24 protein-coding genes and 1 pseudogene are annotated in these 26,682 nt (G+C 70.1%); 8 read left to right on the top strand and 17 right to left on the bottom strand.

What is annotated here, in order from left to right; genetic code table 11:
* Window positions 1-83: 83 nt before the first annotated feature.
* The 12 genes from ABD927_RS11470 to ABD927_RS11415 all read right to left on the bottom strand — a co-directional run bounded on the left by ABD927_RS11470 (window position 84) and on the right by ABD927_RS11415 (window position 12,412).
* The gene (locus ABD927_RS11470; RefSeq protein WP_345249435.1) at window positions 84-1,349 is read right to left on the bottom strand and encodes a mechanosensitive ion channel; all 1,266 of its coding nucleotides are present in this window, start codon (window positions 1,347-1,349) and stop codon (window positions 84-86) included.
* A gap of 176 nt (window positions 1,350-1,525) precedes the next feature.
* A complete protein-coding gene (locus ABD927_RS11465; RefSeq protein ID WP_345249433.1) occupies window positions 1,526-2,353 on the bottom strand; it encodes a phytanoyl-CoA dioxygenase family protein in 828 nt (275 codons plus the stop codon).
* A 52-nt stretch (window positions 2,354-2,405) separates the two neighbouring features.
* Window positions 2,406-3,095, bottom strand: coding sequence for an ABC transporter ATP-binding protein (locus ABD927_RS11460; protein ID WP_345249431.1), 690 nt, complete (start codon window positions 3,093-3,095; stop codon window positions 2,406-2,408).
* 2 nt (window positions 3,096-3,097) lie between these two features.
* Window positions 3,098-3,850: an ABC transporter ATP-binding protein gene (locus tag ABD927_RS11455; protein WP_345249429.1), complete on the bottom strand. Its 753-nt coding sequence runs from the start codon at window positions 3,848-3,850 to the stop codon at window positions 3,098-3,100.
* A gap of 2 nt (window positions 3,851-3,852) precedes the next feature.
* A complete protein-coding gene (locus ABD927_RS11450; RefSeq protein ID WP_345249427.1) occupies window positions 3,853-5,841 on the bottom strand; it encodes an ABC transporter permease in 1,989 nt (662 codons plus the stop codon).
* Between the two features lie 126 nt (window positions 5,842-5,967).
* A complete protein-coding gene (locus ABD927_RS11445; RefSeq protein ID WP_345249425.1) occupies window positions 5,968-7,158 on the bottom strand; it encodes an ABC transporter substrate-binding protein in 1,191 nt (396 codons plus the stop codon).
* 281 nt (window positions 7,159-7,439) lie between these two features.
* Window positions 7,440-7,844 (bottom strand): PIN domain-containing protein, encoded by a 405-nt coding sequence (locus ABD927_RS11440; RefSeq protein WP_345249423.1) that lies wholly within the window; start codon window positions 7,842-7,844, stop codon window positions 7,440-7,442.
* Window positions 7,844-8,071 carry a ribbon-helix-helix domain-containing protein gene (locus ABD927_RS11435; protein WP_345249421.1) on the bottom strand — a complete coding sequence of 76 codons (228 nt, stop codon included), beginning with the start codon at window positions 8,069-8,071 and terminating at the stop codon, window positions 7,844-7,846. Before ABD927_RS11435 ends, ABD927_RS11440 begins: the two co-directional genes overlap by 1 nt.
* Before the next feature lie 112 nt (window positions 8,072-8,183).
* Window positions 8,184-9,113: an alpha/beta hydrolase gene (locus ABD927_RS11430; protein ID WP_345249419.1), complete on the bottom strand. Its 930-nt coding sequence runs from the start codon at window positions 9,111-9,113 to the stop codon at window positions 8,184-8,186.
* A gap of 84 nt (window positions 9,114-9,197) precedes the next feature.
* Window positions 9,198-10,394 (bottom strand): ABC transporter substrate-binding protein, encoded by a 1,197-nt coding sequence (locus tag ABD927_RS11425; protein WP_345249417.1) that lies wholly within the window; start codon window positions 10,392-10,394, stop codon window positions 9,198-9,200.
* 113 nt (window positions 10,395-10,507) lie between these two features.
* Window positions 10,508-11,323, bottom strand: coding sequence for an ABC transporter ATP-binding protein (locus tag ABD927_RS11420; RefSeq protein ID WP_345249415.1), 816 nt, complete (start codon window positions 11,321-11,323; stop codon window positions 10,508-10,510).
* A 6-nt stretch (window positions 11,324-11,329) separates the two neighbouring features.
* Entirely contained in the window at window positions 11,330-12,412 is a 1,083-nt protein-coding gene (locus ABD927_RS11415; RefSeq protein ID WP_345249413.1) for a FecCD family ABC transporter permease, read from the bottom strand.
* A 187-nt stretch (window positions 12,413-12,599) separates the two neighbouring features.
* On the opposite strand from ABD927_RS11415, the gene ABD927_RS11410 reads away from it, so the two are divergent.
* Complete coding sequence (locus ABD927_RS11410) at window positions 12,600-13,607, top strand: helix-turn-helix transcriptional regulator (RefSeq protein WP_345249411.1); 1,008 nt, start codon at window positions 12,600-12,602, stop codon at window positions 13,605-13,607.
* Between the two features lie 69 nt (window positions 13,608-13,676).
* Here the strand turns inward: ABD927_RS11410 and ABD927_RS11405 are convergent, their stop codons facing one another.
* Window positions 13,677-13,865, bottom strand: coding sequence for a hypothetical protein (locus tag ABD927_RS11405; protein ID WP_345249409.1), 189 nt, complete (start codon window positions 13,863-13,865; stop codon window positions 13,677-13,679).
* A 404-nt stretch (window positions 13,866-14,269) separates the two neighbouring features.
* On the opposite strand from ABD927_RS11405, the gene ABD927_RS11400 reads away from it, so the two are divergent.
* Window positions 14,270-16,540: a TonB-dependent siderophore receptor gene (locus tag ABD927_RS11400; RefSeq protein ID WP_345249407.1), complete on the top strand. Its 2,271-nt coding sequence runs from the start codon at window positions 14,270-14,272 to the stop codon at window positions 16,538-16,540.
* A gap of 109 nt (window positions 16,541-16,649) precedes the next feature.
* On the opposite strand, the gene ABD927_RS11395 is transcribed toward ABD927_RS11400, so the two are convergent.
* On the bottom strand, window positions 16,650-18,218 hold the full coding sequence (locus ABD927_RS11395; RefSeq protein ID WP_345249405.1) for a sensor histidine kinase: 1,569 nt from the start codon (window positions 18,216-18,218) through the stop codon (window positions 16,650-16,652).
* The gene (locus tag ABD927_RS11390; RefSeq protein ID WP_345249403.1) at window positions 18,215-18,928 is read right to left on the bottom strand and encodes a response regulator transcription factor; all 714 of its coding nucleotides are present in this window, start codon (window positions 18,926-18,928) and stop codon (window positions 18,215-18,217) included. The genes ABD927_RS11395 and ABD927_RS11390 overlap by 4 nt, the downstream gene beginning before the upstream one ends.
* Window positions 18,929-19,093: 165 nt before the next feature.
* Between ABD927_RS11390 and msrB the strand changes: the two genes are divergently transcribed.
* From msrB to msrA, 3 genes are read left to right on the top strand one after another with little or no spacing between them, the layout of a single operon-like run.
* A complete protein-coding gene (gene msrB, locus ABD927_RS11385; protein WP_345249401.1) occupies window positions 19,094-19,612 on the top strand; it encodes a peptide-methionine (R)-S-oxide reductase MsrB in 519 nt (172 codons plus the stop codon).
* Between the two features lie 20 nt (window positions 19,613-19,632).
* Window positions 19,633-21,489: a cytochrome c biogenesis protein DipZ gene (locus ABD927_RS11380; protein ID WP_345249399.1), complete on the top strand. Its 1,857-nt coding sequence runs from the start codon at window positions 19,633-19,635 to the stop codon at window positions 21,487-21,489.
* A 37-nt stretch (window positions 21,490-21,526) separates the two neighbouring features.
* The gene (gene msrA, locus ABD927_RS11375) at window positions 21,527-22,270 is read left to right on the top strand and encodes a peptide-methionine (S)-S-oxide reductase MsrA (RefSeq protein WP_345249509.1); all 744 of its coding nucleotides are present in this window, start codon (window positions 21,527-21,529) and stop codon (window positions 22,268-22,270) included.
* 39 nt (window positions 22,271-22,309) lie between these two features.
* On the opposite strand, the gene ABD927_RS11370 is transcribed toward msrA, so the two are convergent.
* Window positions 22,310-24,310: an alkaline phosphatase D family protein gene (locus tag ABD927_RS11370; RefSeq protein WP_345249397.1), complete on the bottom strand. Its 2,001-nt coding sequence runs from the start codon at window positions 24,308-24,310 to the stop codon at window positions 22,310-22,312.
* Window positions 24,311-24,528: 218 nt separating this feature from the next.
* Here ABD927_RS11370 and ABD927_RS11365 point away from each other — a divergent pair, with 218 nt between their 5' ends.
* From ABD927_RS11365 to ABD927_RS11355, 3 genes and pseudogenes are all read left to right on the top strand, one after another.
* Window positions 24,529-24,762, top strand: coding sequence for a type II toxin-antitoxin system CcdA family antitoxin (locus ABD927_RS11365; RefSeq protein WP_425570240.1), 234 nt, complete (start codon window positions 24,529-24,531; stop codon window positions 24,760-24,762).
* Window positions 24,762-24,992, top strand: a pseudogene (locus tag ABD927_RS11360) (CcdB family protein); the annotation flags it as partial. The gene ABD927_RS11365 and the pseudogene ABD927_RS11360, both read left to right, overlap by 1 nt.
* A 103-nt stretch (window positions 24,993-25,095) precedes the next feature.
* Window positions 25,096-25,644, top strand: a complete 549-nt coding sequence (locus ABD927_RS11355) for a LysR substrate-binding domain-containing protein (protein ID WP_345249507.1) — start codon at window positions 25,096-25,098, stop codon at window positions 25,642-25,644.
* On the opposite strand, the gene ABD927_RS11350 is transcribed toward ABD927_RS11355, so the two are convergent.
* The gene (locus ABD927_RS11350; protein WP_345249393.1) at window positions 25,631-26,656 is read right to left on the bottom strand and encodes a Bug family tripartite tricarboxylate transporter substrate binding protein; all 1,026 of its coding nucleotides are present in this window, start codon (window positions 26,654-26,656) and stop codon (window positions 25,631-25,633) included. The genes ABD927_RS11355 and ABD927_RS11350 overlap by 14 nt on opposite strands.
* Window positions 26,657-26,682 lie beyond the last annotated feature (26 nt).

The raw sequence follows: 26,682 nt of genomic DNA, 5'->3' as shown, positions 1-26,682 counted from the left end.
CCCCCCCTACGCGCTTCGCGCGCCCCCCAGGGGGCGATGCGCGCGGACCGGCGGAGCCGGATCCGCCGCATCCTGGATTAGGTTTACTCTGCGGGGGGACGGGGGGGCTCGTCGGGGCGCACGATGGGGGAGGCGGCGCGGCCGGACTGCCAGGCTGCGGTCCACCTTTCTAGCAGGCGATGGGCGGTTTCGCGGCCGCCGAGGCCGAAGGCCAGGGCGCAGGCCACCGCGGCCGAGCCCAGGATCAGGCCGAAGGCGAGGTTGACGATCTCGTTGGCCAGCCCCATGAAGCGCAGCCCGATCGCCACCGCCAGCGCGATGATGGCGTACTTGAGCACCGAAGGCAGCCCGCTTTCGCCGATCGAGTCGCCCACCAGGCCCGCCACGATGCGGCCCATGATGACGCCCACCACCACGATCGCGCTGCCGAACACCACCCGGCCGCCCAGCTCGGTCACCTCCACCAGCATCGCGGCCACCGCGTCGAATCGCAGCAGCGCGGCCGCCTCGATGGCCGAGAACAGCACGATGGCCAGCAGCGCCAGCGTGCCGGCCACCCGCGAGGGATGGGCGGTGGGGGCGAAGCCGCCCAGGCTGGCCAGGGCGCGGTCGAAGCCGAGCGCCGGCAGTATCTGCTCGATCATCCCCTTGACCCAGCGCCCGATGAAGTAGGCGATGGCCAGCAGGATCGCCGCCGCCAGCACCCGCGGGATCGCCGACAGCACCGTCTGCAGCACCACCACGGTGGGATCGACGATGGATGCGATGCCGAGCGCCTGCAGCGCGGCGATGCCGACCGGGATGATGATGAGCGCGAACACCACGGTGCCGGCGATACGGCTGATCGCGGGGCAGGGCGCCGGTTCGGCGTCGGGCGGCGCGGCCGGCGCGGGCCGGCACACGCCGGCCCGCGCCAGCCATTGGTCGGCGCGGGCGGCGGTCAGCCCGGTCTCGACGATGTTGCGGACGATGCGGGCGATCAGCAGGCCGATGAAGAAGATCAGGCCGGCGCCCACCACTCGCGGCAGATAGCTGAACACTTCCCCGGTCAACGCGCTGATCGGCATCAGCGCCTGCGCCAGCCCGAGCGGCTGCAGCGCGACGATCAGCCCCACCAGCCAGATCAGCCAGTAGACCAGATGGCCGAGCTGGGTTCCCAGCGATTCGCCCGGACGGGCGGCGTTGCGGCGCAGCGCCGGCCATCGGTCGACCAGCCGGCCGACCGCCCAGCGGGCGCCGCGGGCAAGGAAATGCGTGATCAGGAGAATGATGACGGCAACGATCAGTCGCGGCCCCCAGACGACGAGCTGGTCGCGGAGCGTCGTGAGTGGCGGGTGTATTTCATACATCGCTGGACCTCCCTCGTGTAAATCCCGGAAAAAAGGGTAGCATCGGCCGCCGGGCAGATAAGTAAGGCATTGCATCTGCCGGGCCGCAGGCGTGCCGCGAAGCAAGCTTCGTGCCTACCCCCGCTGCCGGGGATATCTTCGGGTGGGGAAGCGATTGGAAAGAGGCCGGTTACCGCTCACGTCAGCCGGTAGGCGCCCTTGGTGTAGTTGCCCCACACCCGGTCCAGCTCGGCCACGCAGACCGGATCGAGATCGCAGCGCGGCATGGGATCCGGATCCCAATGGTTGTATTCGTCGACGCCGCTGACCAGCATCGCGCTGCGCCGGCCGCGGATCGACGCCACCCGCGTCGGCATGTAGAAGAAGGCCAGCCCGATGCGCCGGTCGTCGCTCTGGTTGGCGTGCGAGCAGTGCGCCGTCTTGACGTGGTGCAGCGAGAACTGGCCCGGCTGCAGTTCCATCGACACCGCCCGGCTCTCGTCGATATCGACGATGGTCTGACCGCGCGCCAGCAGGTTGTCTTTCGAGATGCGTTCCTCGTGGCGCATGTTCTCGCCCAGATGGCTGCCGGGCAGCACACGCACGCAGCCGCTTTGCACGGTGCTGGGCGTGAACGCCACCCAGGCGGTGACCTGGGCGTTTTCCGACAGGCCGAAGTAGGCCGCGTCCTGGTGCCACGACACGAAGCGCGGATCGCGGGCGTTCTTGGCGAAGAAGGAACTGCCGGTCAGCAAGAGGTCGGGGCCGAGCACCGACTGCACGGCCGAGACGATGCGCGGGTGGCGCGCCAGGTCGGTCATCCACGGGCTGGCCAGGTGGGCCTTGATCTTCAGGTAGCCCTCGGCCTCGCGGCCCAGCTTGGCCTCGATCATTTCCAGCCGCTCGCGGAACTCGCGCGCCTGCGCCGGCGACACGGCGGTGAGCGGGGTGAGATAGCCGTGGTCGTTGAAGTGGGCGACCTGGCCTGCCGTCAGCGCGGCGTCTTCCATCAACATAGCCGACATCGTTTTCTCCAGTGATCGGGCCCGGCGCGTTTGCGCGGGGCCGGTTTCGGTTTCATATGCCCAGGTACTGCCGGCAGACCTCGGGCTCGGCCGCCAGCGCCTGCGGCGAGCCCGACCAGACGACCCGGCCTTTTTCCAGCACGTAATGGCGGTCGGCGATGCGGCCCAGCGCCGCCACGTCCTTGTCGATGACCAGGATCGACTGGCCGCGCGCCTTCAGCGCGCGCAGGCAGCGCCAGATTTCGCCGCGCAACCTCGGCGCCAGGCCTTCGGTGGCTTCGTCCAGGATCAAGAGGCGCGGGTTGGTCAGCAGCGTGCGGGCGATCGCCAGCATCTGCTGTTCGCCGCCCGACAGCAGGTTGCCGGAGCGCGACTGCAGCGGCGCCAGCGCCGGGAACAGCTCGAACACGGCGTCGAGGTTCCAGGCGCCGCGGCCGTTGGCGGTGGCCACCAGGTTCTCGCGCACCGACAGGTTGGGGAAGATCTGCCGGCCTTCGGGCACCAGGCCGATGCCGGCGCGGGCGATGCGGTGCGGCGGCGTGCCGGCGATGGGGATGCCCTCGAACACGACGCTGCCGCGCAGCGGCGGCGCCACGCCGACGATGGTGTTGACCGTGGTCGTCTTGCCCATGCCGTTGCGGCCCAGCAGCGTGACCACCTCGCCTTCCTCGATGCGCAGCGAGACGTCGAACAGGACCTGGCTGGCGCCGTAGGCGGTTTCGATATGGTCGACGCGCAGCATGCTCAATACTCCGCGCCGTCGCCGAGATAGACCGACTGCACCGCCGGGTCGGCGCTGATGGCGGCCGGCGCGCCGCAGGCGATCGCGCGGCCCTGGGCCAGCACGGTGATGCGGTCGGCCAGCGCGAACACGGCGTTCATGTCGTGCTCGATCAGCACGATGGTGAGCCGGCCCTTGAAGCCGCGCAGCCGTTCCACCACCTGGCCGGCCTCCTTGGTGCCGATGCCGGCCATCGGTTCGTCCAGCAGCAGGATGGCGGGCCGCGCGGCCACCGCCATCGCCAGTTCGAGCGCGCGGCGCTCGCCGTGCGACAGGATGGCGGCCGCGGCGGCGGCGCGCTCGGCCAGGCCCACGTCGCGCAGGCCGGCCAGCGCCTCGTCGCGCAGGGCCAGGTCGGCGGCGGCGGGCGTCCAGAAGCGGTAGGCGTGCCGCTCGCGGGCCTGCGCCGCCAGCAGCATATTGTCCAGCACGGACAGGTCCTCGAACACGCTGGTCACCTGGAAGGTGCGCGCCAGCCCGCGCCGCGCGCGCTCGTGCATGGCCAGGCCGGCCACGTCTTCGCCCAGCAGCCGGATCTGGCCGCGGTCGGCCCGCAGCTCGCCCGACAGCAGACTCAGGAAGGTGGTCTTGCCGGCGCCGTTGGGGCCGATGATGGCGTGCAGCTCGCCTTCGCCAACCGTCATGTCGACGCCGTCGACCGCAGACAGCCCGCCGAAGGATTTGCAGACGCCGCGCGCCTCGAGCACGGTGCGCATGGTCAGCCCTCCCGCAGCGTGGCGGCCGGCGCGGGCATCGGTGCGGCAGGCGCCCGCCGGGCGGCTGGCAGCCGGAGCAGGTGCGGCCGCTGCCCCAGCAGCGCATGGATGCCGCCGCGCGAGCCCAGTACCACCAGGATCAGCGCGGCGCCCAGCAGGATCGGCCAGTGCTGCGTGAAATCGGCCAGGTATTTTTCCAGCCCCAGCAACGTGAAGGCGCCCAGCACCGGGCCCAGGTAGGTGCCGACGCCGCCCACGATCACCATCGTCATCAGGTCGCCCGAGCGGGCCCAGTGCATGAAATGCGGCCCCACGAACTGGGTCGAGTTGGCCAGCAGCGCGCCGGCGAAGCCGCAGGCCGCGGCGGCGATCGCCATCGCCGCCATCCGGTAGCCGAAGGTGTCGTAGCCCAGCGCCCGCATCTGGCGGTCGTTGGAGCGCGCGCCCTGCAGCGCCAGTCCGAACTTCGAGCGCACCAGCCGCCGGCAGCCCAGATAGGCCGCAGCCAGCGCCGCCAGGCACAGGTAATAGAACACCGCCGGCTCGTTCAGGTCGAGCGGACCCAGGGCGCTGCGCACCGGCAGCGACATGCCGTCGTCGCCGCCATAGTCCGACAGGCTCACGCCGATGAAGTAGAACATCTGCGAGAAGGCCAGCGTGATCATGATGAAGAAGGAGCCGCTGGTGCGTAGCGCCACCGTGCCGGTGGCCAGCGCCACCATGCTGCTGGCCAGCACCGCAACCGGCCATTGCACCGCGGCGCCGCCGACGCCGTGATAAGCCAGGATGCCCACCGCATAGGCGCCGATGCCCAGGTACAGCGCGTGTCCGAAGCTGACCAGGCCGCCGAAGCCGAGGATGAAGCCCAGGCTCAGCGCGGCGATGCCGAACACCATGAAGCGCGCCACCAGGTCGAGCAGGAAGGGCTGGTCCAGCGCCTGCGCCAGCAGCGGGAGGGCCGCCAGCACGGCCAGCAGGCCGAGCGCCCAGGCGGGGGAGGCCTCGGGCCGCGCGATCGCCATGCCATGGCGGCCGATGGCCGGCGGCGGCGCGTGGCCGGCGCGCCGCACGCCGCGCGGTGGCAGCAGGCCCTGCGGCCGCAGCAGCAGCACCGCCGCCATCAGCAGATAGATCAGCATCGACGACAGCGCCGGTCCGACCGCGCCGGCCAGCTGCGGCGAGAAGGCCATCGCCAGCAGCGGCTTGGCATAGGCACGCCCGAGCGTGTCGACCATGCCGATCAGCAGCCCGCCGATCAGCGCGCCCTTGACCGAGCCCAGGCCGCCGATGATGACCACGCTGAAGGCCACGATCACCATCTCGTCGCCCATGCCCGGCACCACCGAGAACAGCGGCGCCGCCATCGCGCCGGCCAGCCCGGCCAGCAGAGCGCCGAAGCCGAAGATGGCGCGATGGATGCGCGCCACGTCCACGCCCAGCAGCCCCAGCATCTGGCGATTGCTGGCGCAGGCGCGGATCAGCATGCCGGCCCGGGTGAACGAGACGACGAAATACAGCAGCGCGGCCACCGCCAGCCCGACCGCGATCACGGCCAGCCGGTAGACCGGCACCTGGGCACCGCCGAACAGCGCCACCTGGCCCTGCAGGAAGGCGGGGATCGGCGCGTTGAGCGGCTCCGGACCCCAGATCATGTTGGCGGCCTCGTTGCAGATCAGGATCACGCCAAAGGTGCACAGCACCTGGTCGAGATGGTCGCGCGCGTACAGCCGGCGGAACAGCGTCCGCTCCAGCAGCGCGCCCACCAGCAGCGTGCCCGCCATCGCGCCCAGCACGCCCAGCGCGTAGGAGCCGGTGAAGCGCGCCACCATCAGCGAAAAATAGGCGCCCAGCATGAACTGGACGCCGTGCGCGAGGTTGATGAAATTGACGATGCCGAACACCAGCGTCAGCCCCGCCGCCATCAGGAACAGCAGTACCCCGTACTGCAGGCCGTTGAAGACCTGTTCCAGCAGCAATGTCAATTGGTCCATGTCAACGCCTCTCCAGCGCATCTGCGTCCGTACGCACTGCACCGACCCACCCGGGGCACAGCGGATCCGGCTCCGTCGGTCCGCCAGCGCCGCCCCCTTGGGGGGCGCGCGAAGCGCGTAGGGGGGTCACAACTTGCAGTCTTTGGCGTAGGAGTCGGGAATGCCCTTCATCACGGTCGACAGCGTTTTCGTGACCAGCACGCCGTCGTCGCGCTTGACCACCTCGCGCAGGTAGTAGTCCTGCACCGGGAAGCCGTTGTTGGCGAACTTGAAGTTGCCGCGCACCGATTTGAAATCGGCCTGCTTCAAGGCCGCGCGCAGCGCCGGCTTGTCGTCCACCTTGCCGCCCACCTTGCGGATCGCGCTGTCCAGCAGCATGAAGGCGTCGTAGGCGAAGGCCGCGTAGTCGTTCGGCAGCATGCCGAACCTGGCTTCGTAGCCGGACACGAATTTCCTGTTGGCCGGGTTGTCGAGGTCCACGCTCCACATCCCCACGCCCAGCACGCCCAGTGCGTCGTCGCCGATGGCCGGCAGGCTGGACTGGTCCACCGTCCACACCACGTACAGCGGCACGCTCTTGATCAGGCCGGCCTGGCTGTACTGCTTCAGGTACGACACCGCCATCGCGCCCGGGTAGAAGATGAACACCGAATCGGGCCTGGCGGCGCGCAGCGTGGACAGCTCGGACGAGAACTCCACTTCGCCGAACTTGGTATAGCTTTCGCCGGCCAGCGGCGTCTTGTAGGTACGCTGCAATCCGGCCACGGTGTCCTTGCCGCCCTGGTAGTTGGGCGTCATCACATACAGCCTCTTGGCCCCCTTGTCGGACAGGTACTGGCCCATCGCCTCGGCCGGCTGGTCGTTCTGGCTGGAAGTGTTGAAGAAGTATTCGGAACAGCCGCTGCCGGCCAGCGGCGCCGGGCCGGCCACCGGCGAGATCAGGAAGGTCTTGGAGCGGACGATGGGCGCGTAGGCGGCCATCACCTCGTTGGAGAACAGCGGGCCGACGATCACCGGCACCTTGCTGGACTTGATCATCTCTTCGGCCAGCCGGTTGGCCACGTCGGGCTTGCTCTGGCTGTCGCCCGTCACCAGCTGCACCTCGACGCCGCCGAGCTTGCCGCCCAGGTGGTCCAGCGCCAGTTCGTAGGCCGACTGCATCTGCTTGCCGAGCGCGGCGCCGGTTCCGGTCAGGGGAAGGATGACGCCGATCTTCAGCGGGTCGGCGTGGGCCGGGGCCAGGCCCAGGGCGGCGGCGAACGCCGCGGCCCAGGCGAAGCGCCGGCGGGCGGTTCCGTGCACGATGCTGCTGCTCATGACGCGTCCTCTGCTCTGACCGTGGGTGTTCAGGAACTTGCAAGATGCGTGCCATGGGAATGGCATGCGCATCGCGCGATGCAGACAGAGGAAATGGGGCCGCGCCGCGGCGGACGGCATGCCCGGAAATAGGTTGTATACCCCGCTTCTGCGCCAATCAGGTGCAGGCTGCGCGATGGTTGTGCGCCGGGCTGCAGGGGCATGGGCGCTGGCTATATGAGTGGTATGCCTCTTTTATGGGACTGGCGGCGGGCTGACTTTGGCCGCTTGCGACAGTCGCGTCATGCCTTGTGCCAATTCACGACTTGCAGCCCCGGGACCTGGCCGAATTCCCGCACGTTGCGCGTGACCAGTGGCGCTTTGTGCTGCAAGGCAATGGCGGCGATCAGCAAATCGTGCGGCCCGATGGGCCTGCCTTGCCGCTCGAGGGCGGCACGGATGGCGGCGGCCTGCGCGGCGCAGGCGGCGTCGAAGGGCAGTATCGGCAATAGCCCCAGCAGTTTGTCCAGCGCCTGCAGGCGCGGTTTGCCGGCCGTGGGCGGCAATCGCAGCAGCCCGTAGCGCAACTCGTACGCGACGATGGCCGGCACCGCGAACGCCGACGGCGGTTCGGCCTGCATCCGCGGGACCACGTCGGGGTCGCCGCGGAAGTAATAGCTGATGGTATTGCTGTCCAGGATCAGCATCAGAAACCGATCCTGGGCAAATCGTCGCCTGGCGCGGCCTGTTCTTCGCGCAGGGGGAAATCTGCGAAGGCGCCGGCCAGCTTGCGCAGTTCCGGCGGCCACGTGTCATGGGCATGGGCGCGGATCAATTCCGCGACCCAGCGGCTTTTCGACATCCCGCTGGCCTGGGCTGCCTGGTGCACCAAGGCTTCCGTGGAGTCATCCAGATACAGCGTGATCTGTCCCATGGCGAGGTCCCTTGGCGGTAAATATATGTGGAATTATATGTGGTGCTGGCAGTCCAGCCAAGGACGGTGCCGGCAAGGGGCGTACGCCGCCGGCGGGCGATCGGATAGCGGCTCAGCGCGCCAGCCGCTGCACGCCGTCGGGCACCGCGCCGGCGGCGAACGCGACGGCGTCCACCGTAGACGGCGCCATCAGCGAACCGTGGGTCTCGTGTGCCTCGTGGCGCAGATAGACCTCGAAGCCGGCGATTGCCGCCAGCCGGTGCGCCAGTCCGTGAGCGGCCGGTTCCTCGCCTTCGCGCGCCGCATCGTCGCGCGCGCGGCCCAGGGTGGGCGGCAGGCTGCCGGAGGTTTCGATCTGGAGCCTGACCGGCCGGGCCAGCGTGCCGCCCGCGGCGTCGATGCCACCCGCGAAGGCAGCCGCCTCGCGCAGAATCGATTGGCCGTTCCACCAGATCGACGGGTCGGCCGCCGCATACGACCTGAACAGCGCCGGCCGCGTCATCATCGCGTGCAATGCGAACAGTCCGCCCAGCGAATGGCCGAACAATGTCTGGCGTGCCGGGTCCGGCTGCGCGATGCGCGCCACCGCGTCGCGCAGCGGGCCGGCGATGAAGTCGAGGAAGGCGTCCTGGCCGCCGGTACGCACCGCCGGATCGCGCACCCGCATGTATTCGGCGGCGGTGGGCGGCGTCAGGTCGTAGTAGCGGCGCCGCACGTCGATGCGGCGGCCGCCGGGATAGCCGATGCCGACCAGGGCGAGATCGCGGATGCCGGCGGCGGCCTGTGCGTGCCATGCCAGCGGGAAGGTGGCGTCGCCGTCGAGCAGATAGAGCACCGCACAGCCCGCCGGCGGCGGGCCGGCGGGGCGGGCGACCTGGATGTGCCAGGACGCGGCGCCGGCTTCGGCGGCCAGGTCGAAGCGTTCGATGCGCGGGTCGTCGATGATCTCGGCGGGCTGGTCGGCCGCGCGTTGCGCGGCGCTGCGGCCGGCCGGCGCGGCGGCCCGGCTGGCTTCGTGGCGTGCGAAGAGCATGGTGGTCATGGCTGACAGGATCGTGCGTCGCCGCTGCGTGCGGCGGGAGTCGGCGGCCTGGGCGGCGGATGGAGCGCGGTGCATGTGGGAAGGTCAGCGAGAAGCGTGCCCGGCGGGGGTGGCGGGCACGGCAGGCGTGGCAGGTCCGGCGGCAGCGGCCGGCACGGCAGGCTCCGGTAGCAGGTCCACCAGAAAGGTGCCTTCGTAGGGCACGGCCGCGAAGCGCCGGTTGATCTCGTCCAGCGTGGCCTGCGGCGAGACGTCGGCGAACTGGCGGGGGTGCAGCCAGCGCGCCAGCGCCTCGATGAAGACCACGTGCAGCGGCGAATCGTTGAAGCCGTGCCAGATGCCGTGCGCGTTGCCCGAGCGCACGGCCGCCAGCGCCGACAGTTCGGGGGCCCGCACGATGTCGCGCAGGCTGGCGCGCGCCTGCGCCTGGCCGGCGCCCATGCCGATCGCCAGGCCGCCGAGGCGCCCGGAGGCGCCGGTGCCGGTGGCCACGTAGACGGCGGGGTTGCGGCGGTTGATGTATTCGAAGTCCAGCTGTCCGGTGGCGCCCTTAAGCACGTCGGCGCCGATGTTGTGGCCGCCGGCCAGCGCGATCATGTCGTTGAAGGTGCCCAGGCCGGGCGAATTGCAGCAGGCGGTGCTGCCGGCATGGGCGTGCACCAGGACCGCCGGCCGCGCCGCGCCGGCGGCGGCGACGCCCGCGGCGACCCGCTCCATGTGTCCGCGATAGAACGCGATGAACGCTTCGGCCTGCTGCGAACGGTCCAGCGCCGCGCCGAGCAGGCGAATGCTGGGTTCGGTATTCTGCAGCGGCTTCATGAAGAAATCCACGACCACTACCGGCACGCCGGCCTCGTCGAAGTGGCGGATGACCGGCGAATTGCGCGGATCCGCGCCCGGCGCGATGCCGGCGAACGCCAGCGTCAGGATCACCAGGTCCGGGCGCAGCGCCATGGTTTTTTCGACCGAGAACGTATCGGGCGCGTGGCGGCCGACCACCGGCACGTTGTCGATGGCGGGGAAGCGGCGCCTGTAGGCCTGGTATTCGTTGGCGTAGGAGGACTTGAACTCGTCGGACCAGCCGGCCAGGATGCCGACCGGATCGGGGTGGATCAGCCCCAGCACCGGAAGGTAGCGGGCCTGGGACAGCACCACGCGCTGCGCGGGACGCGGCAGGGTCACTTCACGGCCCGCGATGTCGCGCAGCACGATGGGGTCGGCCGCGGCGGTGGCTGCCAGTCCCATGAATAGCGTCAGCGCGGCCAGTATATGGGCGGGCAAGCTGGCGGACAGGCCGGCGAACCGGGGGCCGCCTTCGTGGGCAGAGCGGCGGGCCGGCCGGCGGCACGGCGCCGCGCACCGGCGGCGCGCCTGCGATGGACCGAGGGCAATCGTCATGGCGTAGGTGGCATAGGGGGCGACAGCGGGGGGAGGGAGACGGCCAGGCCGTCGATGATGACCTGCGGCAATCCGCGCGAACACGTTTCCACGCGGCCGCGCACGCCGTACGCCGCCGCCAGCGTTTCGGCGGTCACCACGTCGCGCGGCGCGCCCTCGGCCAGCAGGCGGCCGCCGCGCATCAGCAGGCAACGGTCGGCATGACGCAGCGCGATGTTCAGGTCGTGCAGCACGATCACGGTAACCAGCCCGCGCTCGCGTGTTTCCTCGCGCAGCAGGTCCAGTACGTGGAACTGGTGATTCAGGTCGAGCGCCGACAGCGGTTCGTCCAGCAGCAGCAGGCGGGGCTGGCGCACGAGCGCCTGGGCCAGCCCGGCCAACTGCTTCTGCCCGCCCGACAGGCGGTCCAGGTAATGCAGCGCGAGGTGGCCGATGCCGAGCCGCTCGAGCAGGGCCATGACCGCGCCGGTATCGGCGGCCTGGGCGCGCAGGCTGCCTACCGTGGCGTGCGCCGCCGCCAGCACGGATTCGAACACGCGCAGATGCACCGCGGCCGGCAGCGATTGCGGCAGGTAGGCCACCTGCCGCGCGCGCTGCGCGAAGCCGCCGTCGGCCAGGTCCCGGCCGTCCAGCAGCACCTGGCCGCCGCGCAGCGGCACCAGCCCGGCCACCGCCTTGAGCAGGGTGGACTTGCCGCTGCCGTTGGGCCCGAGCAGCGCGGTGACGGTGTCGGCGGCGAGCGGTCCGGCCGACAGGTCTTCGACGATGGCGCGCCGTCCATAGGCGACGTCGAGGCGGCGCAGTTCCAGCATGGCGCCTCAGTGCACCTGGCGGCGCAGCACCACCGCCAGGAAGAAGGGAATGCCGACCAGCGCCGTGACGATGCCCACCGGCACCACCACGCCGGGCATCACCAGCTTCGACACCACCGACGCCAGCGACAGGATCAGGGCGCCCACCAGGGCACTGCCCGGCAGGTAGTGGCGGTGGTCCTCCCCGAACAGGCGGCGCGCGATGTGCGGCGCGACCAGCCCGATGAAGCCGATGACGCCGGCGAAGGCCACCGCCAGCCCGGCCAGCAGGCTGATGCGCGCCAGTGCGCGCAGGTGCAGGCGGCGCACGTCGACGCCGAAGCTGGCCGCGCGTTCCTCGCCCAGCCGCAGGGCCGTGAGCCGCCAGGCGTCGCGCAGCGACAGCGGCAGCATCGCGGCCAGGGCGAGCGCGAGGACGCCGATGCGCGTCCAGTCGGCCCGCGCCAGGCTGCCGAGCGTCCAGAACACCAGCCCCTGCAGCGCTTCGGCCCGCGCCAGGAACTGCACCAACGACACCAGCGCGTTGAACGAGAACACCAGCGCGATGCCGAACAGCACCACGCCCGGCGTGCCGACGCCGCCCCAGCGCGCCACCGCATGCAGCAGCAGCGCCGACAGCAGCGCGAAGGCGAAGGCGCTGGCCGCCACCGTCCAGCCGGCCGGCACGCCGGGAATGGCGAGATCGAGCACGATGACCAGCGAAGCGCCCAGCGCCGCCGCCGATGACAGCCCCAGCGTGAAGGGGCTGGCCAGCGGGTTGTCGAGCACGGTCTGCATTTCGGCGCCGGCCAGGCCCAGCGCGGCGCCGACCACCAGCGCCATCGTGGCCGAGGGCAGGCGGATGTTCCAGACGATGACCCGGGCGATGGGGTCCATGGCATCGGGCGCCGACAGCGCGCGCAGCAGGTCGGCCGCGCCCAGGCCCGAGGCGCCGGTGGCGACGTCCAGCAGCAGCGAGGCGGCCGCCAGCGCCAGCAGGGCCAGCAGCGCCAGGCCGCGCCGGCGCAGGATGCGCGCATAGGCATCGGCCACGGACGTGGCCGGCCCGGCGGCGGCGGGGTCCGAGATGGGGTCGGTAATGATTCGCATTTTGGCTTTCGAGTATCGCACGGCCGCATCAGCCCGGCCTTGCCGGGACGAGCGGCTATCTTTGAATCCGTGTCAGGGGGATCCGGCGCCTGGCCGGGGACGGCAGTTCGGCCAATATGATATTGATTCCCATTTAGATTAATATGGCTGCTCTGGGCTGCTGCCCGTCGTCAGGGGCGACCAAGCCATGAGCGCATCCGCGTACCCCGTCATCAACGAACTGGAACTGGCCGCGCCGCTGCGGATCATCGCGTCGAACTACCGTGTCCTGTCGTCCTCGCGCGCGCTGGGCAGCGGCGCGCTGCGCGGCATGTTCAGCGTGCAGTCGCTGCGCGACGGCCTGTTCCTGCACATGTCCGACACGGTCTACCTGAACGACCTGGTCACCAGCAGCGTGCTGGACGGCGGCCTGAAGCTGGCGCTGGTGATCGACGGCCTGGTCGACATTTCCTACGGCCCGCGGCGCCTGCTGCTGGGGTCGCCGCGCGAGCATCGCAAGCTCCCCGTGGCCGGGCAGGCGGCGCTGGTCAATCTGCTGGAGCCCACGCTGTGCGTGCGCCACGGCGTGGCCGGGCGCTATTCGCGCGCGATCAGCCTGACGGTGATGCCGCAGTGGCTGTGTCAGTCCGATTTCGCCGGCAGCGCCCAGTGGCGCAACGTGGCGCGCTTCCTGGGCGAGCACCTGGCCACCGCGGCGTGGCAGCCGTCGCCGCGCGTGCTGGCGCTGGTGCGGCAGATGCTCAGCGCCAGCGAATACGCGGAGCCCATGCGCCGGCTGTATCTGGAAAGCCGCGCGATCGACATCGCCTGCGAGGCCATCGGGCATCTGGCCGGCGAAACCGCCATGCCGGCCGCGCAGGAAGGCGTGCATCTGCGCGAATACCGCCGGCTGGACACGGTGCGCGAACTGATCGACAGCGGCGAGGCGGACGCCTTGTCGGTGGAAGCCATCGCCAGCAAGATCGGCATGAGCGCCAGCACCCTGCAGCGCTACTTCCGCGCCGTCTACGGCCGGCCCGTGTTCGACTACCTGCGCGACAGCCGCATGCGCCGCGCCCGGCAGGCGCTCGAGCGCGACGGCGTCAGCGTGGCGCAGGCCGCGGCGCTGGCCGGCTATTCCAACCCGGCCAACTTCGCCACGGCGATGCGGCGGTATTACGGCCTGAAGCCCAGCGAGCTCCGGGCAAGGGTTTAGGCTGCCGAGGCGGCTGCGTGCACAGCGATTGTCTTTCGGGCAGCCGCTCTGGCAGCCCTGCGGGGCTGCTCAGCCCTGGCTGTTTTCCTGGAACAGCGCTTGCAGCGATTCGGCGGCGAGAATACGGCGGCTCCATCTGCGAAGCTGATCGGTAGCGGCCTGTTCGACCGCCTGAAGATACGGTTCATCCAGTTCGGGCGGCAGCGTCAGTATCCAATCGATCAAGCGCAGCAAGCCCACAACATCGATTCTTCCCAACGCGCCAGCCAGCGGTCAAGGTGCACGGCCTGATAGCGCAGCGGCTGGGGGTTCTGCAAGGATTGGTGTTCGGCCGCCAGATAGTCAAGAACCGCTCCAGGGCTTCTTTCCAGGGCGAGTCCATGTCCTCGGGCTTTGTCCGGCCTCGCGGCTTGCTCGGCATGAGCGGTTTCCAACGGTGAAAGCGGAACCGGCACTCTAGGGATGCCCCCTTCTCGCCGCTATATCGGGAACTGCGGACGGACAAAGTGGTTGTGGGGAAAACGATGTTGGCGCCGCTGCAAAGGCCTTTGGCCCGTTGTCATTCCTATACTTTCCCTTTCCGTAAATAGGATTCGTTCTCATCGACGGCGCGGCATGCCGCCGGGCGGGGGAACGCCGCTCTCCCACGCGAAAGGAATGCCATGAGCCGTAGCCGCCGATCTTCCCCTCTTTCTTGCCGCGGTCCGGCGCTGCTGGCCGCCGGCCTGGCGGGCGCCGGCTTCGGCGCGCAGGCGCAAACCCCGGCGCAGCCGGCGCCGGCGGCCGAGCTGGCGCCGGTGACGGTCACCGCCGAGGAAGAGCTCAAGCAGTCGCTCGGGGTGTCGGTCATCACAGCCGAAGACCTGGCCCAGCGCCCGCCGGTCAACGATATTTCAGAGATCCTGCGCACCATGCCGGGCGTGAACCTGACCGGCAACTCGGCCAGCGGCCAGCGCGGCAACAACCGGCAGATCGACATCCGCGGCATGGGGCCGGAGAACACGCTGATCCTGATCGACGGCAAGCCGGTCACCTCGCGCAACTCGGTGCGCTACGGCTGGCGCGGCGAACGCGATTCGCGCGGCGACACCAACTGGGTGCCGGCCGACCAGATCGAGCGCATCGAGGTGCTGCGCGGCCCGGCCGCCGCGCGCTACGGCAACGGCGCGGCCGGCGGGGTGGTCAACATCATCACCAAGAAGCCCGGCGACAGGATCGGCGGCAGCGCCACCGTGTACTTCAACATGCCGCAGCATTCGGAAGAGGGCAATACCAAGCGGATGAGCTTCGGCCTGAACGGCCCGTTGTCGGACCGGCTGTCGTTCCGGCTGTACGGCAACGTTGCCAAGACCGACGCCGACGCCTTCGACATCAACAAGGACCACGCCTCGACCCGGCTGGGCGCCAACGCGGCGTCGTTCCCGGCCGGCCGCGAGGGCGTGCGCAACCGCGACCTGGACGGCACGCTGACCTGGAAGCTGCTGCCGGGCCAGGAAGTGGACTTCGGCGCCAGCTACAGCCGGCAAGGCAACATCTATGCGGGCGACACGCAGAACACCAACACCAATGCCGAGGTGCAGCGGCAACTGGGCAGCGAGACCAACCGGCTGTATCGCCAGGCCTATTCGATCACGCATCGCGGCCACTGGAACGACGCCACCGACACGCTGGCCTACCTGCAGTACGAACGCACCCGCAACACGCGCCTGCTCGAAGGGCTGGCCGGCGGTACCGAGGGCGCGTTCAACGACCCCACGAACCCCGCCATCGCCGACGGCGGCTTCGGCGACATCGACCTGCGCACGGTCACCGCGCATGCCGAGCTGAACCGGCGCTTCAAGCTGGGCGGCGTCGACCAGGTCGGCACCTTCGGCCTGGAATGGGTGCAATCGAAACTGGAGGACAACGCTTCCGACCTGAAGGCGCGCAATCCGCAGGCGCAGGTGCCGGCGCCGCCCACGCCGTACCAGCCGACGGCCAAGGCGCAGATCTTCTCGGCCTTCGCCGAAGACAACATCTACCTGACCGACCGCCTGACGGCCACGCCCGGGCTGCGCTTCGACCATCACGACCAGTACGGCCCGAACTGGAGCCCGGCGCTGAACCTGTCGTATGCGCTGACCTCGGCGTGGACGATCAAGGGCGGCGTGGCGCGCGCCTACAAGGCGCCCAACCTGTACCAGGGCAATACCGGCTACACGCTGTACAGCGCGGGCAACGGCTGCTGGGGCGGGCTGGCGGGCTGCTTCCTGATGGGCAACGACGATCTCAAGCCCGAGACCAGCATCAACAAGGAAATCGGCGTGCAGTACGCGCGCGGCGGCCTGCTGGGCAGCCTGGCCTATTTCCGCAACGACTACCGCAACAAGGTCGATGCCGGGCACGACGTGGTCGGCACCCAGGCCGGGCGCGCGGTGTTCCAGTGGGAGAACGTGCCGAAGGCGGTGACCGAGGGGCTGGAGGGCAACCTGACGCTGCCGCTGGCGCGCAGCCTGACCTGGACCACCAACTTCACCTATATGTTCCAGTCGAAGAACAAGTCCACCGGCGAACGGCTGTCGACCATCCCCGAATACACCGTCAACTCGTCGCTGAGCTGGCAGGCCGACGAGCGCTTCTCGGCACTGGCCACCTTCACCTGGTACGGCACGCAGAAGCCGCAGAAGTACGACTACTACGGCAATCCGGTGACCGGCTCGGCGGCCGACGAGGTCGATCCCTATGTGCTGCTGGGCGTGAGCGGCACGTACCGCGTCAACCGCAGCCTGCGGCTGACGGCCGGCATCGACAACCTGCTCGACAAGCGCCTGTTCCGCCGCGGCAACGCGGCCGGGGTCAACGTGGGCACGCCCAACGAGATCGCGGGCGCCGGCGCCTATACGTACAACCAGCCGGGGCGTACCTTCTACGTGAGCATGACGGCGTCGTTCTGAACGCGCGTGGAGAGGCGCGCCGCTGCGCCGGCGGGGCGGCCCGGCCTGCGTTGCCGCCTGGGCGTGGCTGCGCTGCGCATCGGCCCGGCGGACGCTGGCCGGCCCGTCGTCAATCCCGCGCCGCCGGCAACTCGAAGCGGAAGGCGGCGCCGTAGCCAGGCAGGTCGACCAGGCGGATCGCGCTGCCGTGCAGCTGCAGGATGCTGTGCACGATGCGCAGCCCCAGGCCGCCCGCGCGGCGCGCGCCGCCCACGTCGAACGGCCGGTGGAACAGGCCCTCGCGCAGTTCGGGCGCGATGCCGGGGCCGGTGTCGGCCACGGTAGCTTCGACGGCCTGCGCGTGCGGGACCAGCGCCACCTCCACCCGGCCGCCGGCCGGCGCATGGCGCAGCGCGTTGTCCAGCAGATTGGTCAGCACCCGTTCGATCAGGCCCAGGTCGCCGCGCACCGGCGGGATCGGGCCGGCGAACGCCGCGCGCAGTTCCACCTGCCGCGCCTGCGCCGCCAGCTCCAGTTTCTGGAACACGTCCTGCACCAGGTCGGTGAGCGAGAAGGCTTCCGGCTCGGGCTTGACGAAGCCGTATTCGAGCCGCGCCAGTTCGAACAGCGATTGCGCCAGCGCGCCCACATTGCGGCTCTGGTCCAGCGCGATGCCCAGGTAGCGGCGCCGCTCGGCCGGGGCGAGCGTGTCGTCCTTCAGCGCCAGGGTTTCCAGGTAGCCGTGCAGCGAGGCCAGCGGGGTGCGCAGGTCGTGCGAGATGTTGGCGATCAGCTCGCGCCGTTCCTGATCCTGCCGCGTCAGCGCGCGCAACTGCTCGGCCAGGCGGCCAGTCATCTGGCGGAAGGCGCCGTCGAGCACGGCGATCTCGTCGCGGGCGGCGCCGCGCGTGGACGGCTCGGCGGCAATCGGCGGGGAGGCGCCGGCCGCGGCGGCAACGGGCGAAGCCGGCGGGACAGCGGCCGGCGGGACAGCGGCGGACGTGACAGCGGCGGACGTGTCAGCGGCGGGCAGCGCGGCCGCCGCATCGTCCGGATCGAACTGCCGCATCGTCTCGGCCAGCCGCCGCAGCGGACGCGTGATCAGCGCGAAGGCCGCCAGGCCCGCCAGCAGGCACAGCAGCGCCACCAGGCCGATGGACCACAGCGCCAGGTCGAGCGCGGCGCCGGTGGCGCCGCGCGCGGCCAGCCTGTCGTGCGCCTCGCCCAGCAATACGACATACACGTAGCCCGCGTCGCGGCCATCCACGCGCAGCGGCGCCGCGCTGAACACCTTGCGGCCATCGGCGCTGCGCGGGTCGTCGCCCAGGATGGGCAGCCGGCCGCCGGCCAGCAGCCGGCGCACCGGCGCCAGGTCCACGCGCTCGCGCCGCAGGCGGTCGGCCGGCGCGGCGTGGCCGGTGATGCGGCCGTCGTTGTCGAGCAGGTAGACCTCGACGCTGGGGTTGACCGCCATCAGCTGGCCGAACAGGCGCCGCACCGCGTCCGGTTTCAGCCCGCCGGCGTCCATCAATTGGGCATTGCGCGCGATGTGTCCGGCCAGGTCGCGCGACAGCCCTTGCGCCACTTCCAGTTCGTGCATGCGTGTGGCGCGCACCTGCAGCCAGGCCGAGGTGCCGCTGCACACCAGCAGCAGCAGGGCGAACACCAGCGACAGGCGCTGCGTGAGGGTGAACTTCACGATTCGGCGCCGCCCGCGAACTTGTAGCCGCGGCCCCAGACGGTGAGGATGCGCGCCGGCTGCGCCGGGTCGGCCTCGATCTTGGTGCGCAGCCGGTTGATGTGGGTATTGACGGTGTGTTCGTAGCCCTCGTGGCTGTAGCCCCACACGGCATTGAGCAGGTCCATGCGCGAGAACACCTTGCCGGGCTGGCGCGCGAAGAAGTGCAGCAGGTCGAACTCGCGCGGCGTGAGGTCCAGCGGGCGGCCGTCCAGCCTGGCTTCGCGCGCCACCGGATCGATGAACAGGCCCGCCACCGACAGGCTGCCGGCGTCGAGGCGCGCATTGCGCGCCAGCGCGTCGACCCGCCGCAGCAGCGCCTTCACGCGGGCGATCAGCTCCAGCACCGAGAAGGGCTTGGCCAGGTAATCGTCGGCGCCCAGTTCCAGGCCGAGGATGCGATGCATCTCGGTGGCGCGGGCGCTGATGATGATGATGGGAACGTAGCGCGCCATGGCGCGGGCGCGCCGGCAGATCTCCAGGCCGTCGACGCCCGGCAGCATGATGTCGAGCACCAGCGCGTCCCAGCCGCCCTGTTCCAGCTGGCGCAGGCCGGCCTCGCCGTCGGCGCAGTGAGTGACTTCCATGCCTTCGTCGCGCAGGTTCAGCGCGAGCATGTCGGCGATGTGGCGGTCGTCCTCGACCAGCAGGAGGCGTCTGGGCTGATCCATCGGCGGCGGTTCCGGATGCGCGGGCGCGGCCCTGCATTGTGGGGGCGTTCGGCCCGTCGAATCATCACGATTTGTTTAAGTTTACGTGAGGACTTCGGGACAGGGCCCTCGCTACGCTGCGTGCATCGGATGCCGGCAGGCCCCGGAAACATGGAGGACGACGCGATGGACAGACGACAATTCTTTACCGGATCGGCCGCCGTGCTGGCCGCCGGCGCGCTGCCCCTGCTGTGGGCGCGCCGGCCGGCCTTGTCGGCCGCCAGCGCTGCTGGCGCGCAGGTCGCGGAAGCCGAACGCTTCGAGGTGGACTACAGCGATGCGGAATGGCGCGCCCGCCTCACGACGGCCCAGTACGACGTGCTGCGCCAGGAAGGCACCGAGCGCCCGTACAGCAGCCCGCTGAACGACGAGCACCGCGCCGGCACCTTCGCCTGCGCCGGCTGCGGCCTGCCGCTGTTCGCCTCGAACGCCAAGTTCGACAGCCATACCGGCTGGCCGAGTTTCTGGCAGCCCTTGCCGCAGGCGGTGGGCACGCGCGCCGACACCAGCTACGGCATGGCCCGTACCGAGGTGCATTGCCGCCGCTGCGGCGGCCACCTGGGCCATTTGTTCAACGACGGCCCGCCGCCCACCGGCCTGCGCTATTGCATGAACGGCCTTGCGATGACATTCGCGGTTGCTTGAAGGTCCACCCGGAGTATTCCATGCTGCTGTTGTTGCTTGCCTACCTGGGCGGCGTGCTGACCATCGTCAGTCCTTGCATCCTGCCGGTGCTGCCCTTCGTGTTCTCGTTCGCCGGCCGGCCGTTCTCGCGCGGCGGGCTGCCGTTGCTGATCGGCATGGCGCTCACTTTTGCGCTGGTGGCTTCGCTGGCGACGGTGGCGGGCGGCTGGGTGGTGGCCGCCAATCAATATGGCCGCGGGCTGGCGCTCGTGCTGGCGGCGGTGTTCGCGCTGATGCTGCTGTGGCCCGGCCTGGCCGAGCGCCTGACGCAGCCGCTGGTGATGGCCGGCGGCCGCCTGTCGGCGGCGCAGGGCGACGGGCAACGGCCGTGGGCGCCGCTGCTGCTGGGCGTGGCGACCGGGCTGCTGTGGGCGCCGTGCGCCGGGCCGATCCTCGGGCTGGTGCTGACGGGCGCGGCGCTGCAGGGCGCGAACCTGGAAACCGCGGCACTGCTGCTGGCCTACGCGGCCGGCGCGGCCACCTCGCTGGCGCTCGCGCTGTTGGCCGGCGGCCGCGTGCTGGTGGCGATTAAGCGGGCGCTGGGCGCCGGCGAGTGGCTGCGGCGCGGCGCGGGGCTGGCCATGCTGGCCGGCGTGGCGGCGATCGCGTTAGGGCTGGATACCGGCGTATTGGCGCAGGTATCCACGGCGTCCACCGGTGGATTGGAACAGAAGCTGGTGGACCGGCTGGCCGGCGCGGGTGCGGCCGGCGGCTCCGGCGCGGCGATGGCGGGCAGTGCCGGGGAAGCGGCGGGCAGTCAGGGCGGCGGGCCTGCCATGATGATGTCTGACCTCAGCGGCGCAGCGCCTGTCACCATGACGATGTCCGCCGGCGACGCCATGCGCATGGCCGGCCCCGGCGCCGCGCCGGCGCTGCCCGACGAAGGCGGCCTGCCGCCGCTGGACGGCGCGGTGCAGTGGCTCAACTCCCCGCCGCTCAGCGCGCAGGCGCTGCGCGGCAAGGTGGTGCTGGTCGACTTCTGGACCTACTCCTGCATCAACTGCCTGCGCGCACTGCCCTATGTGAAGGCCTGGGCCGACAAGTACCGCGACCAGGGGCTGGTGGTGATCGGCGTGCACGCGCCCGAGTTCGCCTTCGAGCGCGACACGGCCAACGTGAAGCGCGAAGCGGCCCGGCTGGGCATCGACTACCCCGTCGCCATCGACAACAACTACGCGATCTGGCGCGCCTTTGGCAACCGCTACTGGCCGGCGCACTATTTCATCGACGCGCAGGGCCGCATCCGCCACCATCACTTCGGCGAAGGCGAGTATGCGGAATCGGAACGCGTGATCCAGCAACTGCTGCGCGAGGCCGGCATGCATAACGTGGCGGACGGCGTGGCCGAGGTGCACGGCCAGGGTGTGGAGATGGCGGCCGACATGGAAGCCATCGGCTCCCCCGAAACCTACCTGGGCTACGAGCGCGCCGAGCGTTTCGCGTCCGGCGCGGCGGTGCCCGACAAGGCCGCCGACTACACCGCGCCCGCGGCGCCGGCGCTCAACGCCTGGGGCCTGGGCGGCCGCTGGGCCGTGGGCCCAGAACAGGCGACGCTGGCCGGGCCCGCGGGCCGCATCGTCTACCGCTTTCGCGCGCGCGACCTGCACCTGGTGCTGGGCCCCGCGCCGGGCGGCAAGCCGGTACGCTTCAAGGTGACGCTGGACGGCGCGGCGCCGGGCGCGGCGCATGGCGTGGACGTGGCGCCCGACGGCAGCGGCACCGTGAACGAGCAGCGCCTGTATCAGCTGCTGCGCCAGTCGGGGCCCGAAGCGGACCATACTTTCGCCATCGAGTTTCTCGATTCCGGCGTCTCGGCCTATGCGTTCACCTTCGGCTGAGCAGCGCCCCTTGCACGACCTTCCAGGAGGACGGTTCATCGTGACGACATCGGATTCTTTCTTCTCCCGCCGCCGCGGCGCGCTCGGCCTGCTGGCCGCCGGCGTCGCGGCCGCCGGCCTGTTCGCCTGGCAGCGCCCGGCCTATTCGCTGCGCACGGACGAGGCCGTGACCCTGCCCGCGCCGGCGATGGACGAGCCGGCGGGCACGGCCCATACTGAGACCGCGGTGTTTGCCGGCGGCTGCTTCTGGGGCGTGCAGGGCGTGTTCCAGCACGTGCGCGGCGTGCAGAAGGCGGTGTCGGGCTATGCCGGCGGCACGGCCGACACCGCGCAGTACGAGACCGTCAGTTCGGGCCGCACCGGCCATGCCGAGTCGGTGCAGGTCACCTTCGACCCGTCGCAGGTGTCGTACGGCACGCTGCTGCAGGTGTTCTTCTCGGTGGCGCACGATCCCACCCAGCTGAACCGGCAGGGGCCCGACAGCGGCACGCAATACCGCTCGGCCCTGTTTCCGGCCAACGCGCAGCAGAAGCGCGTGGCGCAGGCCTACATCGCGCAGCTGGAGGCCGCGCATGCGTTCGGCGGGCCGATCGTCACCCGCATCGAGGACGGTGCGGCCTTCTATCCCGCCGAGGCCTACCACCAGGATTTCCTGACCGAGCACCCGTCGTATCCGTACATCGTCATCAACGATCTGCCCAAGGTCGGGAACCTGAAGCGGGTGTTTCCTTCGCTCTACCGCGACGATCCGGTGCTGGTGAAGGCGGCCTCGGCGTCGTAGGCCTGGCGGTGCCCGGCTGCGCGCCGGACACCGGGCTCGTCAGCCAGGCGTCTTTTCGACCTCGGGCGTGCCGGCGCGCACCACCAGTTGCGTGGTGCCGTCCACCGCCGGCGACGGCACCTGGCCGTCCTGCGACTTCTTCATTCTGGTGAAGACGCAGTTCAGCGCGGCAGGGGTGAGGGTGACCACCGCATAGCCTTGCGCGTCGGTGTCTGCATGCCTGAGCCACGGGTTGTAGCCCGTCATCGTGCCGTCGAGCCTGTTGTCGTCGCCGTCGTAGACCAGCGATGCCAACGGCGCCAGGCTGGCGGTGGCATCCACGAAGCTCTTGTAATAGCTGAACAGCGACGTGCTGGAAATTCCGGCGGTCACCAGGTCCACCATCACCGGCTGCGGTTCGCCGGCATCGAAGTCGTCCATCACCGCGCCGGCGAAGAAGGCGTGGATGTCGCCGGTCAGCGCGACCACGTTCTGGATGCCTTGCGCCTTCAGGAACGCCATCAGGTTCTTGCGCTCGGCGTTGTAGCCGTCCCATTGGTCGGCGTCGAACAGGACGGTGCCCAGCATGGTGGGCGGCACCTGCTGCACGCCGGCGTTCAGCTGGGCGGCCAGCGCTTCGGCGTCGCCGCCGGTCAGGCCCAGGGCGCCGGTCAGGTGGCCGAAGGTGCCGGGCAGGCCGCCGGTCTGGATGTCGGCCAGGTCGAGCTTGATCTGCGTCAGCAATGCATCCTGCATCGGGGCCAGGGCCGGATTGCCGGCGACCAGGCCGGCGAACAGCAGCCGGGCCACGGCGTCCAGGCCGTCCACCTGCATGCGCAGCAGCGACACCTCGTTGCCCCACAGTTTCCAGGTCGTGGTGGCGCCCTGCATCTGCTCCCGCCACCAGCCGCGCTGGGTATCGCCCAGCATCGAGACCGGCGTCAGCGCGCCGCCGGCGGCGTTCATCTTGGCCTGTTCGGCCTGCGCCAGGAGCGTTTCGTTGACGAGGTAGCGGCTGCCGGCCATGCCGCCGGCCGCGATCTCGGGGATGACGTGGTCGGCCCGGTACAGCCGTTCGTCGGTCATCACCAGCGTGGCCAGCTTGCCGAATACGAACGAGCGGTAGATCCGGATGCTGTCGAACGCGGGATTCTCGGGGTGCAGCTCGACGTCGGCCGGCATGAACTCGAACCAGGCCTGGTTGGCGTTGCGGCGGCGCGCGGTCATGTGGGCCGAGTCGTCGGCGTCGTAGGTCTGGTGGCCCTGCCACGCATCGTCGGAGAATTCGTGGTCGTCCCAGATCGCGATCAGCGGCGCGCTGGCGTGCAGCGACTGCAGGCGCGGGTCGGAGCGGTAGGTCTTGTACAGCGTGCGGTAGTCGGCCAGCGAGGTCGCGTAGACCGAGCCGTCGTCGCGCTCGGTGCCGTCGGGCAGCGCGATGGGCGTGTGCCGCGGATCGTCGGCGTTGGGCGCGCCGATCGATTCGTAGATGTAGTCGCCCAGGTGCACGACGAAATCGAGTTCTTCCTTCTGCAGTTCCGAGAACGCAGCCCAGTGGTTGGCGTTCCAGTCCTGGCAGGAGACGAAGGCGAACTTCAGCTGCGAGATGTCGGCATCGGCGGCCGGCGCGGTCTTGGTGCGGCCGGCGGCGCTGGCGGCCGAACCGGCGACGAAGCGATAGTAGTAGACCGTGGCGGGCTGCAGTCCGGTCACCTTGTGGCGCACGGTGTAGTCCCAGTCGACGATGGCGTCCACCGTGGTGTCGACCACCAGCGACTTGAACTGATCGTCGGTGGCTACTTGCACGCCCACCTTGACCGGATCGCCGCCGGCGCCGTCGACCCGGGTCCACAGAATGACGCTGTCCGGCCGCGGATCGCCCGAGGCCACGCCCAGCGAGAAGCCCAGATCCGGGCCGCCGGCATCGCCGCCGCCATCATTGCCGCCGCCGTCCGTGGGCGGCGCGGTGTCGTCGTCGCCGCCACAGGCGGTCAGGAGGGTGGAGCTGGCGACGGAAACAGTCAGGAAGCTGCTCCATTTCAGGAATTCGCGGCGGTCCATAGGGGGCTCTGTCGTTGGGTGGATGAAAGCGGGGATAGATGGCCCAAGCCGCGGCGCGCGCCGCAAGGGCCGAGGGCTTGGATTACCGCATGGGCGAATGTCAAGGCGATGAAAGGCGCAGTCCGGCGCGGAGTGCGGCATGTCCTGTTGGGAATGGAGAAGCGATGCGCATATATAATGCGCATGCAATCTGTGCTCAGGGGTGGTGCATGGTCGATGTGAGCGCGAAACCCGCCAAGCGGGCCACCAACATCTCGCTATCGGCAGACGTCTACGACGACGCCAAGGCGCTGGGCCTCAATATTTCCCAAACCTGCGACCAGCTCCTGCGCGAGGTCATCCAGGCCGAGAAGTCCAGGCGCTGGTCGGCCGACCATGCCGCTTTCATCGAGGCCTATAACCGCTCCGTGGAGGAAGACGGCTTGCCGCTGGAATCGTGGCGGAGCTTTTGATGGCCCGCTTCGACGTCTTTCGCAACCGCGGCGCGCATGCCGCGGCCACGCCATTCCTGCTGGACGCGCAAAGCGACCATCTTGCGGCGCTGGCTACGCGCGTGGTGGTTCCCCTGCGCCGCCGCGATACCTTTCCCGCCGTCCCGCTGCCGGTCGACCTGACGCCGCTCTTCCGCATCCAGGATGTCGAATGTTTTCTCGACACGCCCAAATTCGCGGCGATTCCGGCTCGTGAATTGGGCGATGCCGTGCAGTCCTTGAAGTCGAGGCAGGACGACGTCATCGGCGCGAATCCGCAGCAGCGGGTATTCGTGATGCCGGGCACGTCGGTGGATCTGTGCCGCAAGGTCGGCGCAGGCGCGCTGGACGCGGCGATCGTCGTCGAGCCGCAGTTCTCGCTGGGCAAGACCTGCAAATGGCAGTCGTTCGTCGAGGAGCCGCTGGTGGTGGTGGCGCCCGCCGCGCTGGGCGGCCGCGACGCGCACGAACTGCCGCGCACCCGGCCCTTCATCCGCTTCGATCGTTCGGTGCTGGGGGGGGGGGCAACTGGCGGACCGCTACCTGCGCGACAACGGCATCCGCCCGCGCCAGCGCCTGGAAATCGACGGCATGATGGCGGTGGCGGCGCTGGTGGGAGAAGGGATCGGCGTGGCTTTGCTGCCGGACTGGGCGCCGATGTGGAGCGGCGACCTGGGTATCGTGCGGGTGCCGCTGCCGAACCGCGCGCCGGTGCGCAGAGTCGGCGTGGTGTGGGACGACGGCGGGCCCCGAGCGTCGCTGGCGCAGCGGATCCTGGCCGATGCGCGGCGCGAGTTCTGCGGCGCCGGGGCCCGCGCGCAGGCGGGCCGGCGCAGGCCGCCGCGGGCCGTCAATCGATCCTGATGTTGCCCTGCCGGATCACCTGCTCCCACTTCGCCTGCTCGGCCTTGATCAACGCCGCGAATTCATCCGGGCTCGACGACCGCACCAGCGTGCCGTCGGCCGACAGTTTCTGCACCACTTCGGGATCGGCCAGCACGGCCACGAGATCGGCGTTGATCTTGCGCACGATGGCCTCCGGCGTGCCGGCCGGCACCAGCACGCCGTTGAACGCGGTGGCGTCGTAGTCGCCGAAGCCCTGTTCGGCGAAAGTGGGCACGTCGGGCAGGGCGGGCGAGCGGGTCTGGCCGGTGATGGCCAGCGCGCGCAGGCGGCCGCTCTTGATCAGCGGCACGGTGCCCAGCACGGTGGCGAAAGCCGATTGCACCTCGCCCGACATCACGGCGTTCAGCGCGCCGCCGGCGCCGATGTACGGGATATGGACAAGCTTGACGTTCATGAACTGGTTGAACAGTTCGCCGCCCAGATGGCCCGAGGTGGCGATGCCGGAGGTGGCGAAGTTGACTTTGCCCGGATTGGCGCGCGCGTAGGCGATGAAGTCTTTCAAGGTCTGCGCCTGGAACGATGGCGCGACCACCAGGATCTCGGGCTGCCGGGTGGCGATCGAGACCGGCCTGAAATCCTTCACGGGGTCGTAGCTGATGCTTTTCTGGATGAAGGGATTGATGGCCAGCGTGGAGATGCCGCCCAGGAACAGCGTGTAGCCGTCGGCCGGCGCGCCGGCCGCGTAGGCGGCGCCGATGGTGCCGCCGCCGCCCCCGCGGTTGACGACCACGACCGGCTGGCCCCAGCGTTCGGACAGCTTCTGCGCCAGGATGCGGCCCAGGATGTCGGTCGGGCCGCCGGCCGGATAAGGCAGCACGAAGCGCACCGGCTTGTCAGGATAACCGGCCGCAGCGTCGGCGGCGCGGGCGGCCGGCAGCGCGGCCAGGGCGGCGGCAGCGCACAGGGCGGCGGTCAGGCGGCCGGCCGCCGCGCGGCGGGACGGACGTGTTGGGTGTTGCAAGGCGGTCATGGTGTCTTTTCCTCCATATCGTTTTG

The sequence above is a fragment of the Pigmentiphaga soli genome, assembly GCF_039541095.1.
In the GTDB taxonomy this organism is placed as follows: Bacteria; Pseudomonadota; Gammaproteobacteria; order Burkholderiales; family Burkholderiaceae_B; genus Pigmentiphaga; species Pigmentiphaga soli.
Note: the sequence above shows the minus strand (reverse complement) of the source record. Positions and strands in the feature narration are given on the sequence as shown.

What these genes read in the sequence shown, in the direction of transcription:
- ABD927_RS11470 (WP_345249435.1), bottom strand. Translation starts at nt 1,349, where the DNA reads ATGTATGAAATACACCCGCCACTCACGACGCTCCGCGACCAGCTCGTC.
- ABD927_RS11465 (WP_345249433.1), bottom strand. Translation starts at nt 2,353, where the DNA reads ATGTCGGCTATGTTGATGGAAGACGCCGCGCTGACGGCAGGCCAGGTC.
- ABD927_RS11460 (WP_345249431.1), bottom strand. Translation starts at nt 3,095, where the DNA reads ATGCTGCGCGTCGACCATATCGAAACCGCCTACGGCGCCAGCCAGGTC.
- ABD927_RS11455 (WP_345249429.1), bottom strand. Translation starts at nt 3,850, where the DNA reads ATGCGCACCGTGCTCGAGGCGCGCGGCGTCTGCAAATCCTTCGGCGGG.
- ABD927_RS11450 (WP_345249427.1), bottom strand. Translation starts at nt 5,841, where the DNA reads ATGGACCAATTGACATTGCTGCTGGAACAGGTCTTCAACGGCCTGCAG.
- ABD927_RS11445 (WP_345249425.1), bottom strand. Translation starts at nt 7,158, where the DNA reads ATGAGCAGCAGCATCGTGCACGGAACCGCCCGCCGGCGCTTCGCCTGG.
- ABD927_RS11440 (WP_345249423.1), bottom strand. Translation starts at nt 7,844, where the DNA reads ATGCTGATCCTGGACAGCAATACCATCAGCTATTACTTCCGCGGCGAC.
- ABD927_RS11435 (WP_345249421.1), bottom strand. Translation starts at nt 8,071, where the DNA reads ATGGGACAGATCACGCTGTATCTGGATGACTCCACGGAAGCCTTGGTG.
- ABD927_RS11430 (WP_345249419.1), bottom strand. Translation starts at nt 9,113, where the DNA reads ATGACCACCATGCTCTTCGCACGCCACGAAGCCAGCCGGGCCGCCGCG.
- ABD927_RS11420 (WP_345249415.1), bottom strand. Translation starts at nt 11,323, where the DNA reads ATGCTGGAACTGCGCCGCCTCGACGTCGCCTATGGACGGCGCGCCATC.
- ABD927_RS11415 (WP_345249413.1), bottom strand. Translation starts at nt 12,412, where the DNA reads ATGCGAATCATTACCGACCCCATCTCGGACCCCGCCGCCGCCGGGCCG.
- ABD927_RS11410 (WP_345249411.1), top strand. Translation starts at nt 12,600, where the DNA reads ATGAGCGCATCCGCGTACCCCGTCATCAACGAACTGGAACTGGCCGCG.
- ABD927_RS11400 (WP_345249407.1), top strand. Translation starts at nt 14,270, where the DNA reads ATGAGCCGTAGCCGCCGATCTTCCCCTCTTTCTTGCCGCGGTCCGGCG.
- ABD927_RS11390 (WP_345249403.1), bottom strand. Translation starts at nt 18,928, where the DNA reads ATGGATCAGCCCAGACGCCTCCTGCTGGTCGAGGACGACCGCCACATC.
- msrB (WP_345249401.1), top strand. Translation starts at nt 19,094, where the DNA reads ATGGACAGACGACAATTCTTTACCGGATCGGCCGCCGTGCTGGCCGCC.
- ABD927_RS11380 (WP_345249399.1), top strand. Translation starts at nt 19,633, where the DNA reads ATGCTGCTGTTGTTGCTTGCCTACCTGGGCGGCGTGCTGACCATCGTC.
- ABD927_RS11370 (WP_345249397.1), bottom strand. Translation starts at nt 24,310, where the DNA reads ATGGACCGCCGCGAATTCCTGAAATGGAGCAGCTTCCTGACTGTTTCC.
- ABD927_RS11350 (WP_345249393.1), bottom strand. Translation starts at nt 26,656, where the DNA reads ATGACCGCCTTGCAACACCCAACACGTCCGTCCCGCCGCGCGGCGGCC.